Consider the following 12160-nt stretch of genomic DNA (forward strand, 5'->3'; position numbering starts at 1 on the left):
CGGTGCAGTAAACATTGTGAAAAGTCCATGTATTAAGGAAGGAAATCGCGAAACTTCGCCAATAAGACAGATTAATGTTTGCCGAACAAGTGGGGACGCCGCCAGGCGCCGGCTTTGACCGAAGGACCGGACCCTTGGCGCCAGGGCGCAGGCTCACGCCAGTTCGCTTACGTCGAACGCCGCCATGTCGGCCAGCAGTTCGCCAAGCCCGTGCACGGCGTGGGCGAGGAGGGCCTCGCCCTTCTCGGCGCTTGCACGGCTCGCATTGCCGGCCGCGCCATCGGTGTTGAGATCGGACATCTTCCAGCCGAACGCATGGGGGCCATAGGCGCGCAGATGGGTGAACCGCCGCGCATAGTCCGCCTGCCGCGACGGGAAATCGCGCAGCGCGTCGAGGCGCACGAGATCCGGCCGTATCGCCAGCATCACCGAGGTCTCGATCTCTCCGCCGTGGATGTCGAGAGCCTTGTCGGCCGGACTGATGAGACCTTGCGGCACGCCGAACCGGGTCCAACTGGTCGCCACGGCCAGCATGTTGAAGCGCACGCGGGCTTCGGTGGCGACGATCGTCAGCAGCGGCGAGTTTCCGCCATGGGCATTGAGCAGCATCAAGCGGCGCATGCCGCGGCCGGCGCATTCGCCGGCAATGCCGAGCCAGCGATGGACCGCTTCGTCGAAGGCAAGCGTTCGCGTTCCTGACACATCCATGTGCTCGATAGAGTAGCCAACTGATTCGACCGGGAGGATCTCGAGCTTGATCGGGGCTTTGACACCCGCGGCGAGCCTTTCGGCAACGGCCTGCGCGATCAGCGCGTCGGTCTCGAACGGAAGATGCGGACCGTGCTGTTCATGGGCTCCCAGCGGCAGGATGGCGATCGGCACGGATTGTAGGGGCATGGAGTGGTTTTTCCGCTCAGGCTTGGATAGGCTCAGGAGCCTAGGGTGATGGAACAAAGGCTGCAAGAAGGAGCTGTCCATGTCCGGTAAAAAGAAGAACAAGACCAAGAAGGCGAAAAAGACCGCCCAGGCCGAAGCGCTATCGCTGATCAACCATGTCGCGCGCAACGCGCGGACGGCCTTGTCGCGCCATTTACTCGATCTCGGCCTCTATGCCGGGCAGGATGGCGTCATGCTGGCGCTGGACGGGTATGACGGCCAGACGCCGGGCGCCATCGCCGCCTCGCTCGGCGTCAAGGCGCCGACGATCACCAAGACCATCGGCCGTCTGGCGGCGCAAGGATTCGTCCGGCGCGAGGGCTCCAAGGATGACGGCAGGATGATGCTGGTGTTCCTCACCGATGCCGGCCGCGACCAGATCAAGGCGGTCCGCAAGGCGCAGCGGCGGACGGAGAAGTCGGCCTTCGCCGGCCTGAAGGAAAAGGAAGTCGCGCATCTGCTGGAGTTGTTGTCCAAGGTCGACGCCAGTATCGCCTCCGAGCTTAGCAGCGCCAGCGTCTCTCCCGCCGACCGGCTGCTGGAGAGGGACGCCCTGGAGCCGCAGGCGGACGACATTCCGTTCGGCGAAGAAGCGACTGCGGAAACTGATTGATTGCCAGCCCGGTTTAAACCTTTTAGATTTGTTTAAACGTTTGAATCGGGGCCGCACGCCTCGGCACTGCAATCGGACTCTGGCGGGAAACGGGAATTGGCGCAAAAAGTAAAACTCTCCACAATCGCCGAGGCGCTGGGGCTTTCGACGGCCACCGTCTCGCTGGCCCTGCGCGACAGTCCCTTGGTTGCCGACGTTACCCGCGACCGCATCAAGGAAAAGGCGATCGAACTGGGCTATATCTACAACCGGCGCGCGGCTTCACTCAGGACCTCGCGGTCGGGCATCATCGGCGTGGTGGTGCATGACATCATGAACCCGTTCTATGCCGAGATCCTCAAGGCGATCGAGACCGAGCTCGACCGCAGCCGGCAGACCTTCATCCTGTCCAACCATTATGATTCGGTCGAAAAGCAGCGCAACTTCATCGAGACCCTGCTGCAGCTCGGCGGCGATGGCGTGATCATGTCGCCGGCCATCGGAACGCCGGCGTCCGACATACGTCTCGCCCTGGACAACGGCATGCCGGCCATCCTGATCGCGCGGTCGGTGCCGGAAATCGACGTGCCGACCTTTCGCGGCGATGACGCCTATGGCACCGCGCTCGCCACCAACCACCTGATCAGCCTTGGACACACGCGCATTGCCATGATCGGCGGCACCGATCACACTTCGACCGGGCGCGACCGCTACGCCGGCTACGCCAATGCGATGAAGAAGGCAGGGCTCGAACTGGACCCGGCCTTGCGGATACCCGGTCCGCGCACCAAGCAGAGCGGCTTTGAGGCGGCGGTGAATTTTTTGGCCAATCCGCTCAAGCCGACGGCTGCGGTGTGCTGGAACGATCTGGTGGCCATCGGCCTGATGAACGGGATCGCGCGCGCCGGCCTGGTGCCCGGCAAGGACATCTCGGTCACCGGCTATGACGACCTCGAGGAGGCGGCCATCGCAACGCCTGCCCTGACCACGGTCTGGAACGGACAGTCCGAAGTGGGCCGCTTCGCCGCCCGCGCGCTGCTGGACAAACTCAACGGATCAAGCGAGGCTGACGGCCTGCACCTGATCAAGCCGGAAATGCGGATCCGGCAATCGACGACACCGCTCAACCCGGGAGCCGGACGATGACACAGCGACACACCATTCTCATCCCAGGGCGCGTCCATTCCCGCGTCCGCACGCGTGTCGAGGCCGAATTCGACACCGTCGTGATCGACGCGGCCGACGCCTCGCTGCTCGACACTGAGGCCAGGGCGAGGATCAGCGGCATCGCCAGCGCGACCACCATTAACGCCGGCTTCGTCGATGCCTTCCCCAATCTCAAGATCATCGCCAATTTCGGGGTGGGCTACGACATTGTCGACGCCCGGCACGCGGCCACGCGCGGGGTGATGGTCACCAACACGCCGGACGTTCTCTCCGACGAGGTCGCGGACACCACGGTGGGGCTCCTCATCAACACCGTGCGCGAGTTTCCGAAAGCCGAGGCTTACCTTCGCGCCGGCCGCTGGGTCTCCGAAGGCGCCTATCCGCTGACGACGCTTACCCTGAGGGGCCGGACCGTGGGCATCTTCGGGCTGGGACGGATCGGCCTGGCCATCGCCCGGCGCCTGGAGGCCTTCGGCCTGCCGATTCACTACCATACGCGCAACAGGCGCGAGGATGTCGACTACACCTGGCACGACAGTCTGAGCGGTCTGGCGAAGGCGGTCGATACGCTGATCGTGGTGGTTCCGGGAGGGGCCGCGACGGAGAAGGCGGTGAACGCCGGAATTCTCGACGCGCTCGGTTCGAACGGCGTACTGATCAGTGTCGGCCGCGGGTCGACCATCGACGAGGACGCCCTGATCGCGGCGCTCAAGGACCGGCGCATTGCCGCAGCCGGGCTCGATGTGTTCGCCAACGAACCCAACGTGCCGCAGGCGCTGATCGACCTGCCCAATGCCTGCCTGCTGCCGCATGTGGCGTCGGCCTCGATGTCGACGCGCAACGCCATGGCGGATCTGGTTGTGGACAATCTGCTTGCCTGGCTCGACGGCCGTCCGGCCCTGACGCCGGTTCCCGAATGCCGGGCGCTGGACCGGAAGCCAGCCTGAGCGGATAACCGCTTTGCGCGGCAGGTGCGCCGGGTCCTAGGTGACCCTATTCGGCTGCCTCCTCGGGGCGGGCATGGCGGGATCTGACGGCGTTGCCGAAGGCGTGGAAGATCTTGTCGGAAATCGCGTCGCTGCCGACCCAGTATTCGGGATGCCATTGCACGCCGATGGCAAAGCCCGGCGAATCGATGACGCTGACGGCCTCGACGGTGCCGTCTTCTGCGACCGCTTCGACCGCCAGCCGCGGCGCCAGCTTGGAAATCGCCTGGCGGTGCAGCGAGTTCACCTGCACTTCGCCGCCGCCGACGATCGAGGCGAGACAACTGCCTTCCTTGACGTGGATCGAATGGCGGATCGCAAAAGCCTCATCCCGGTCCTCGGTCTGGGGCTTGCGGTGATCCAGCCGTCCCGGGAGCTCCTGGATCTCGGTTGCGAGCGAGCCGCCAAGCGCGACATTCAGTTCCTGGATCCCGCGGCAGATGGCGAGCAGCGGAATGCCGCGGGCGATGGCGCGGCGAATGAGCGCCATGCTCAGGCGGTCGCGGGCGGGATCGAACGGGCCGTGGCTTTCGGTCTCTTCCTCGCCATAATGGGACGGATGCACATTCGTCCGGGATCCGCTGATCAGGACGCCGTCGACGCGATCCAGGACCATGTCCACGTCGGCGCCGTTGGTCAGGGCCGGCACGATCAGCGGCAGCACATTCGAGCCATTGACGGCGGCCATGATGTATTGGTCAGGCGCCGCATGCCATGTATATCCGTCAAAGCTGCGGATATCGGCCGGTATCGCGACAAGTCCACTGTGCATCTTCTCACATCCCTGGTTCGCGGGGTTGGCTGCCTTTGGCAGGATCCGGCTGTTTTCTCCCGTTTCGCGCGGTCTTTGTCAATTGCCGAAGCCCCCTCGGCAAAGGCTTCGAAACAATCAATTTTTATGTCCGGAACGGTCGCAACAACAACTGGCAATAAATATTGACCATTGCCGGTCAAAACGCGGCCTTCTGCTTGAAAGGCCTGCGGCAAAATGGTTAGCTCCGTTCACGTCGCCGGGGTGGAACAGGGGACAAACCCTTAGCCTGGGGGCTTGCTTTAACTGGGAGGTTTACATGGATCGTCGTTCCTTTATCAAGAAGGCTGGGGTGACTGGCGCAGGCGCTGCGGCAGCGACCGCTCTGGCCGCTCCGGCCATTGCACAGACAATGCCGAAAATCACATGGCGCTGCTCGTCGGGGTTCCCCAAGGCGCTGGACACCATCTACGGCGCCGCGGAGGTTTTCGCGCAGGCGGTATCGGAAGCCACCGACGGCAATTTCGAGATCCAGGTCTATGGCGCAGGCGAAATCGTCGGCGCGCTCGAAGGCGCTGACGCGGTGCGCGACGGCACCATCGAAGTGGCCCACACGGCGTCCTACTACTTCTTCGGCAAGGATCCGACCTGGGCCTTCGGCACCGGCGTTCCCTTCGGCCTCAACCAGCGCATGACCAATGGCTGGCTCTATGAAGGCGGCGGACTGGACCTGCTCAACAACGACTTCTATGCCAACAACAACATGATCGCCTTCCCCGCCGGCAACACCGGCGCGCAGATGGGCGGCTGGTTCCGCAAGGAGATCAACACCGTCGCCGACATGCAGGGCCTCAAGTTCCGCATCGGCGGCTTCGGCGGGCGCATCATCCAGGAAGTCGGCGTCGTTCCGCAGAACATTCCCGGCGGCGATATCTACGCCGCGCTGGAGAAGGGCACGATTGACGCGGCCGAGTTCGTGGGTCCCTACGACGACTCGAAGCTGGGCTTCAACAAGGTGGCGCCGTTCTACTACTACCCCGGCTGGTGGGAAGGCGGCGTGACGCTGATGAACCTCATCAACCTGGACAAGTGGAACGAGCTGCCGAGTTCCTACAAGGGCGTGGTCAAGGCCGCCTCGGCGCTGGCCAACAGCGTGATGATGGCCCGCTACGATACGCTGAACCCGGCCGCCCTGAAGACGCTGGTGTCGGAAGGCACCAAGCTGCGTCCCTACAGCCTCGAGATCCTGGAATCCTGCTTCGCGGCGGCCAACAAGGTCTATGCTGAAATCAGCGCGGAAAACGCCGTGTTCAAGAAGATCCATGACAGCTACATGGGCTACCGCGGCGATGGCTACCTCTGGTTCCAGCTCTCGGAATACAACATGGACACGTTCATGATGATCCAGCAGCGGGGCGGCAAGCTCTGATCCGGGCCTTCATCTGACCGGCAAGAGACAAAGCCCTGGAACCGGCAAGGTTCCAGGGCTTTTCCATGTCCGGCAGACGCAAGACGCAGGACGCCGGTGCGCCAGGGCACCGTTCAGTTGAAGTTCGGCAGTCCCGTCGCGCCGCCCGGGGCCGGCAGTCCGCCCGGGGCGGGCAGCGCGCCGCCGGGAGCGGGCTCCGCCGGCTCCCCGAAACTCGGCATCGCCGGCATGCCGTTGCCCGGTTCGCCCAGGTTCGGCGCGCCCGGCAGGCTCAGGCCCGATCCGGGCAGGCCGAAACCGCCGCCGCCGATATTGTTGATTTCCCGGTCAATGTCGCTCTGGTCGAGCAGCAGCGGCTCGGTCTTGTAATGCGTCACAAGCCCGGGGAAGGCGATGAGGATGCCCAGCATGACGATCTGGATCAGGATGAAGGGCAAGGTCCCGGTGTAGATCGACTTCGTCGAAATCGGCTCGATCATCCGGTTGGTGGTTTCGTCGTGCCAGGCTTTGATCGGCGCGACGGACCGCAGATAGAAGAGCGCGAAGCCGAAGGGCGGCGTCAGGAAGCTTGCCTGCAGGTTGAAGCCGAGCAGCACGCCGAACCAGATCAGATCGATGCCGAGCTTGTCGGCGACGGGAGCCAGCAGCGGCACCATGATGAAGGCGATCTCGAAGAAGTCGAGAAAGCAGCCGAGGATGAAGATGATCACCGAAACCGTGATCAGGAAGCCGATCTCGCCGCCCGGCAGCGCCAGCATCAGATCCTCGACCCAGCGGTTGCCGGAAATACCATAGAAGGTCAGCGCGAAGACCCGGGCGCCGATCAGGATGAACATCACGAAGGTGGCGAGCTTGGCGGTGGAATCGAGCGCCTGCAGAAGCGTCTTCATGTCCAGGCGGCGCTTCATCAGCGACATGATGAGCGCGCCGGTGGCGCCCATGGCTCCGCCTTCGGTCGGCGTGGCGATGCCCAGAAAGATCGTGCCGAGCACCAGGAAGATCAGGGCAAGCGGCGGGATCAGCACAATCACCACCTGCTCGGCCATTTTCGACAGGTAGCCGAGATTTATCGCGCGGTTCACCAGCGCGAAGCCGTAGGGAATGATCGTCGCCGCCAGCGCGGACCAGACCACCCTTGTTTCATAGCGGAAATCCTCGAACACGAAATAGTAGCCGGTCAGGAACAGGGCCACGGCAATGGCGAGGATCGCAAACAGCGATCGGCCGCCATTTCCCAGCGGCCGCGCTTCCGGCGGCAGGGCGGGAACCCATTGCGGCTTGATGAGCGTGATGGCGAAGATATAGGCGCAGTACATCACCACGATGATCATGGCCGGGAAGAAGGCGCCGACATACATGTCGCCCACGGACCGTCCGAGCTGGTCGGCCATGACGATGAGCACCAGCGACGGCGGGATGATCTGCGCCAGCGTTCCGGAGGCCGCGATGGTGCCGGCGGCAAGGCCGGGATGGTAGTTGTAGCGCATCATGATCGGCAGCGAGATCAGGCCCATGGCGATGACCGACGCCGCGACGACGCCGGTCGTGGCGGCAAGCAGGGCGCCGACCATGATGACGGCGAAGGCAAGGCCGCCGCGCATGGTTCCAAACAATTGCCCGACCGTGTCGAGCAGGTCCTCCGCCATGCGGGAGCGTTCAAGAATGAGGCCCATGAAGGTGAAGAACGGGATCGCCAGCAGCGTGTCGTTGCGCATGATGTCGAAGACGCGGTTCATGTTGGCCTGCGCCAGCGACCAGGAGAGCTGGATTTCCGGCGAGATATGGCTGACTTCGACGCCGATGACGAAGAAATACATGCCGCCCGCGGCCAGCGTGAAGGCCACCGGATAGCCGAGCAGAAGCATGCCCATCACGGTGATGAACATGATGGGTGCAAGATTGTGGGCAATCAGATCAAGCATCGGCGCCGCCCTTCATTTGCGCGGCGGCTTCGACTTGCGGCGGCAGGGAATGGTCATGGCCGGGCTCCTCCTCGATGAGGCCGCGGATGATGGCGATGCGCTTGATGATCTCCGACACCGCCTGCGCCGTCAGCAGAAGGAAGCCGGCCAGAACCACCGCCTTGGCGGGCCAGATGATCAGGCCGCCGGCATTGCTCGACATTTCGCCGCTCTTGAAGGAGCGCCAGAAGAACGGCCAGGCGAGATAGGTCATCATCAGGCAGAAGGGCAGCAGGAACACGAAGTGGCCAATCAGGTCGATCCAGTCGCGCGAGCGCTTGGACAGGCTGCCGGCCAGCACGTCGATGCGGACATGCTCGTTCTTGCGCAGCGTGTATCCGGCGGCGAGCATGAAGACCGCGCCGAACAGGTACCACTGGACCTCCAGCCAGGCATTCGACGACATGTCGAACATCTTGCGGATCGTGGCGTTGCCGGCGCTGATCAGCACGGCGGCCAGCACAAGCCAGGACACATTGCGCCCGACAAACTCATTGATCCGGTCGATCGACCGGCTCAATTGCAGGAGAGTTCTCATATTGTCCTCCTGGCCGTCTCACCTCCAGTTTGCCGGAGTGTGATCAACCATCGTTCCCTTTGGCGGCATCATTATCATCTATGCGCCGCCTTGCCAGTCCATATCAGTAAAAAACCATGTAAAGCAACAATTGGTGCATTTGTTTTACCAGTCATCCAGCGTGCCGCCGGTGGCGTTCCTCGAGGCTTGCGGCTATACCCCTCGCAGAGGCCGAAACGGAAAGGGAATCAAAGTGGGTGCAGCCGAGTTGTTCGATGTTTCCGGAGTAACCGCGCTGGTCACCGGCGGCGGTAGCGGGCTTGGTTTCGCCATTGCGCGCGTCCTGGCGGTGAACGGCGCCAAGGTCGCTCTTGCGGGCAAGGACAAGGCCACCCTGGATGCCGCGCTCGAAGCCATTGCCGGTCTCGGCGGACAGGCGATGGCAATTCCCCTGGATGTGCGCCAGGACGACATGATCGCTCCCTGCTTCGACCGCGTCGAAGCGGAGTTCGGGCCGGTCGGCGTGCTGGTCAACAATGCCGGCATCGCCCACCGCGACAAGGCGGTCCGCATCAGCCGCGAGACCCTTCGCGACGTCATGGCGGTCAATGTCGAGGGAGCGGTGATGATGGCGCAGGAGGCCGCCCGGCGCATGATCCGCGACGGCCGCGGCGGATCGGTCATCAACATCTCGAGCGTCATGCCCGACCTGCCGGTCCGCCAGGTCGCCGCCTACAGCACGTCCAAGGCCGCCATCAGCCAGATGACCCGGTGCCTGGCGCTGGAATGGGCAAAGCACAAGATCCGCGTCAATGAAATCCGCCCGGGCTGGTTCGAGACCAGCCTGACGGACACCTTCTTCAAGGGGCAGGGCGCCCAGATCATCGCCGGCCAGAACCCGCTTGGCCGGCTTGGCGACTCCCACGATCTGGACGGAGCTGTCCTGCTGCTTGCCTCCAAGGCCGGCATTTACATGACCGGCAGCGCCATCACCGTGGATGGCGGCCATTCGATCGGGCGTTAATTCGGTCGCGGCGGTCCCGTCCGACGACAGAAAGTTTCGTCCGGCAGACCTTGCCGGCAGGCTGATTGCGCAGTCGCTCCCGGCCCGCGAATTCGATTGACGCAGGCCCGGTGTACCCCAAGTATCATGGTAGAAGACTTGGACGCGGAGGAGGATCCGCGGCCGTCCGCAGACCGCCCCCGGTCCGGACGGCAATGGTTTGAGGAGACCGTTCATGACAGTCCACGATGTTTCGCTCGACGACAAGTTCGACCTCGGCAAGGACCGGATTTTCGTCACCGGATCCCAGGCCGTGGTTCGCATGCTGATGATGCAGCACGAGCGCGACCGGCGGGCGGGGCTCAACACGGCAGGATTCGTCTCCGGCTATCGCGGCTCGCCGCTGGGCGGGCTCGACCAGCAGATCACCCGGGCTGCGCGACAGCTCGCGCCGCGCAACATCGTCTTCCAGCCCGGACTGAACGAGGAATTGGCGGCGACCGCCTGCTGGGGATCGCAACAGGCGGGCCTGGACGGGACCGGCAAATATGACGGCGTCTTTGCCCTCTGGTACGGCAAGGGTCCGGGCGTGGACCGGTCCGGCGATGTCTTCCGCCATGCCAATCTTGCAGGCTCCTCAAAGCATGGCGGCGTTCTGGCGCTGATGGGGGACGATCATACCGCGGAGAGTTCGACCAACGCGCACCAGACCGAGTTCAACTTCGTCGACACGATGATCCCGATCCTCAATCCCGCGGGCGTGCAGGAGATGATCGACTACGGGCTCCACGGCTTCGCCATGTCGCGGTTCGCGGGCACCTGGGCCGCCTTGAAATGCGTCAAGGACAATGTCGAATCCACCGCCTCGGTGGATGCCGGCCTGGACCGCCTGAAGATCGTCCTGCCCGAGTTCGCGATGCCGCCGGGCGGGCTCAACATCCGCCCGCATGATCTCGATTTCCTCGGCCAGGAAGTCCGGCTGCACGAATACAAGCGCGACGCCGCGAGCGCCTATATCCGGGCCAACGGGCTCAACCGCATCGTCTATTCCGGCGGCGCCAATGCCAAGGTCGGCATTCTGACCGTCGGCAAGAACTATCTCGACGTGCGTCAGGCGCTCGATGATCTCGGCATCGACGAGGCCCGCGCCAACCGGATCGGCGTGCGGCTGTTCAAGGTCGCCTGTCCGTGGCCCTTCGACCTGGCCGACATGGCCGAGTTCGTCGACGGTCTCGACATGGTGATCGTGGTCGAGGAGAAGCGGTCGCTTCTGGAGAGCCAGTTGCGCGAGGCGCTGTACGGGACTGCCCGCCAGCCCGTGGTCGTCGGCAAGCGCGACGAACGCGGCGACTGGCTGTTCCCGGTCAAGGGCGCGCTCGATCCCAACGACATCGCGGTCGCGGTGGGAGAGCGGCTGCTCAGGGTCATCGGCTATTCCGAGGACATCGACGCCAAGGTCAAGCGGATCCGGCAGTTCCAGGGCATGCTGGCGAGTGTCTCGGACGTCTCCTCCCGGACTCCCTATTTCTGCTCGGGCTGCCCGCACAACACCTCGACCAGGGTTCCCGAAGGATCGGTTGCGGCGGCGGGAATCGGCTGTCATTTCATGTCCTTGTGGATGGACCGGGACACGACGGGCTTCACCCAGATGGGCGGCGAAGGGGCGCAATGGGTCGGCCAGGCGCCGTTCACCACCCGCGGCCATATTTTCCAGAATCTCGGCGACGGCACCTACAATCATTCCGGCGTGCTGGCGCTGCGCTTCGCCATCGCCGCGGGCACGAACATCACCTACAAGATCCTCTACAACGACGCCGTGGCGATGACCGGCGGCCAGCCGCACGAGGGCAGCCTCACCGTCGACGCGATCGCCCGGCAGGTCCGCGCCGAGGGCGTCGAACGCATCGCGCTCGTCAGCGACGAGCCGGACCGCTATGCTGCGGGCACGGTCTGGCCATCGGCGATGAGCGTGCATCACCGTACGGAGCTCGATGCCGTGCAGCGGGAACTGCGGGACGTGCCGGGAGTGACGGTGCTGATCTACGATCAGACCTGCGCCGCCGAAAAGCGCCGCCGCAGGAAGCGCGGCACCTATCCCGATCCGGACAAGCGGGTGATCATCAACGAACTGGTCTGTGAAGGCTGCGGCGATTGCGGCGTCAAGTCGAACTGCGTGTCGATCCAGCCGGTGGAGACGGAGTTCGGGCGCAAGCGGCGCATTGACCAGTCGAGCTGCAACAAGGACTTTTCCTGCATCCAGGGGTTCTGCCCGTCATTCGTGACCGTTCATGGCGCGCGCATCCGCAAGTCCGACGGGTCGGCGCTCAAGTCCGCGCCGGATCCGCTCGAAGGCCTGCCGGCGCCGGCCGTGGCGCCGCTGGACAATGGATGGGCCTCGATCATCGATGGCATCGGCGGCACCGGCGTCGTCACCATCGGCGCGATCCTCGGCATGGCGGCGCATCTGGAAGGCAAGGGATGCGGCATGATCGACATGGCGGGCCTGGCGCAGAAGGGCGGCGCCGTGTTCTCGCATGTCCGCATCGCCCGCACCCCCGCCGACATTCACGCCATCCGGATCTCGGCCGGCAAGGCGGATCTGATCCTGGGCTGCGACCTGGTCGTTTCCGGATCGAGGAAGGTGCTGACTTCGGTGCGCGAGGGCGAGACCGTGTTCCTGGTCAACACCAGCGAAGTCATGCCGGGCGAGTTCGCCCGCAATGCCGATTTCTCGCTTCCGACGGAACGGCTCAAGCGGGCGATCGTCAAAGCGGCGGGCGCCGAGCAGACCAGCTTCTTCGATGCGACGCTGACCGCC

At 64.1% G+C, this 12160-nt stretch carries 10 protein-coding genes; 6 read left to right on the forward strand and 4 right to left on the reverse strand.

Annotated elements, in window-relative coordinates:
- Positions 1 to 153: 153 nt before the first annotated feature.
- The gene (locus LL06_RS13160) at positions 154 to 897 is read right to left on the reverse strand and encodes a creatininase family protein (RefSeq protein WP_081963952.1); all 744 of its coding nucleotides are present in this window, start codon (positions 895 to 897) and stop codon (positions 154 to 156) included.
- A 79-nt stretch (positions 898 to 976) separates the two neighbouring features.
- On the opposite strand from LL06_RS13160, the gene LL06_RS13165 reads away from it, so the two are divergent.
- The 3 genes from LL06_RS13165 (at position 977) to LL06_RS13175 (ending at position 3642) form a co-directional block, all read left to right on the forward strand.
- Complete coding sequence (locus tag LL06_RS13165; RefSeq protein WP_052161535.1) at positions 977 to 1549, forward strand: MarR family transcriptional regulator; 573 nt, start codon at positions 977 to 979, stop codon at positions 1547 to 1549.
- Between the two features lie 96 nt (positions 1550 to 1645).
- A complete protein-coding gene (locus LL06_RS13170; RefSeq protein ID WP_035527409.1) occupies positions 1646 to 2674 on the forward strand; it encodes a LacI family DNA-binding transcriptional regulator in 1029 nt (342 codons plus the stop codon).
- Positions 2671 to 3642, forward strand: a complete 972-nt coding sequence (locus tag LL06_RS13175; protein ID WP_035527412.1) for a 2-hydroxyacid dehydrogenase — start codon at positions 2671 to 2673, stop codon at positions 3640 to 3642. Before LL06_RS13170 ends, LL06_RS13175 begins: the two co-directional genes overlap by 4 nt.
- 46 nt (positions 3643 to 3688) lie before the next feature.
- Here LL06_RS13175 and LL06_RS13180 read toward each other — a convergent pair whose 3' ends face one another.
- Positions 3689 to 4453, reverse strand: a complete 765-nt coding sequence (locus tag LL06_RS13180) for a gamma-glutamyl-gamma-aminobutyrate hydrolase family protein (protein ID WP_035527415.1) — start codon at positions 4451 to 4453, stop codon at positions 3689 to 3691.
- 298 nt (positions 4454 to 4751) lie between these two features.
- On the opposite strand from LL06_RS13180, the gene LL06_RS13185 reads away from it, so the two are divergent.
- Positions 4752 to 5861, forward strand: coding sequence for a TRAP transporter substrate-binding protein (locus LL06_RS13185; protein ID WP_035527417.1), 1110 nt, complete (start codon positions 4752 to 4754; stop codon positions 5859 to 5861).
- A gap of 113 nt (positions 5862 to 5974) precedes the next feature.
- On the opposite strand, the gene LL06_RS13190 is transcribed toward LL06_RS13185, so the two are convergent.
- Both LL06_RS13190 and LL06_RS13195 read right to left on the reverse strand, forming a co-directional pair.
- A complete protein-coding gene (locus LL06_RS13190; RefSeq protein ID WP_035527420.1) occupies positions 5975 to 7783 on the reverse strand; it encodes a TRAP transporter large permease subunit in 1809 nt (602 codons plus the stop codon).
- Positions 7776 to 8360, reverse strand: coding sequence for a TRAP transporter small permease subunit (locus tag LL06_RS13195; RefSeq protein WP_035527423.1), 585 nt, complete (start codon positions 8358 to 8360; stop codon positions 7776 to 7778). The genes LL06_RS13190 and LL06_RS13195 overlap by 8 nt, the downstream gene beginning before the upstream one ends.
- A 232-nt stretch (positions 8361 to 8592) precedes the next feature.
- Between LL06_RS13195 and LL06_RS13200 the strand changes: the two genes are divergently transcribed.
- Both LL06_RS13200 and LL06_RS13205 read left to right on the forward strand, forming a co-directional pair.
- Positions 8593 to 9363: an SDR family oxidoreductase gene (locus tag LL06_RS13200; RefSeq protein ID WP_035527426.1), complete on the forward strand. Its 771-nt coding sequence runs from the start codon at positions 8593 to 8595 to the stop codon at positions 9361 to 9363.
- A 214-nt stretch (positions 9364 to 9577) separates the two neighbouring features.
- The coding region (locus LL06_RS13205) for an indolepyruvate ferredoxin oxidoreductase family protein (RefSeq protein ID WP_035527428.1) at positions 9578 to 12160 on the forward strand (2583 nt) is incomplete at its 3' end.

Source organism: Hoeflea sp. BAL378, from assembly GCF_000759435.1.
In the GTDB taxonomy this organism is placed as follows: domain Bacteria; phylum Pseudomonadota; class Alphaproteobacteria; order Rhizobiales; family Rhizobiaceae; genus Hoeflea.

Excerpts from the sequence above, each read along its gene's own strand:
- LL06_RS13160 (WP_081963952.1), bottom strand. The coding sequence starts at position 897 with ATGCCCCTACAATCCGTGCCGATCGCCATCCTGCCGCTGGGAGCCCAT.
- LL06_RS13165 (WP_052161535.1), top strand. The coding sequence starts at position 977 with ATGTCCGGTAAAAAGAAGAACAAGACCAAGAAGGCGAAAAAGACCGCC.
- LL06_RS13175 (WP_035527412.1), top strand. The coding sequence starts at position 2,671 with ATGACACAGCGACACACCATTCTCATCCCAGGGCGCGTCCATTCCCGC.
- LL06_RS13180 (WP_035527415.1), bottom strand. The coding sequence starts at position 4,453 with ATGCACAGTGGACTTGTCGCGATACCGGCCGATATCCGCAGCTTTGAC.
- LL06_RS13185 (WP_035527417.1), top strand. The coding sequence starts at position 4,752 with ATGGATCGTCGTTCCTTTATCAAGAAGGCTGGGGTGACTGGCGCAGGC.
- LL06_RS13190 (WP_035527420.1), bottom strand. The coding sequence starts at position 7,783 with ATGCTTGATCTGATTGCCCACAATCTTGCACCCATCATGTTCATCACC.
- LL06_RS13195 (WP_035527423.1), bottom strand. The coding sequence starts at position 8,360 with ATGAGAACTCTCCTGCAATTGAGCCGGTCGATCGACCGGATCAATGAG.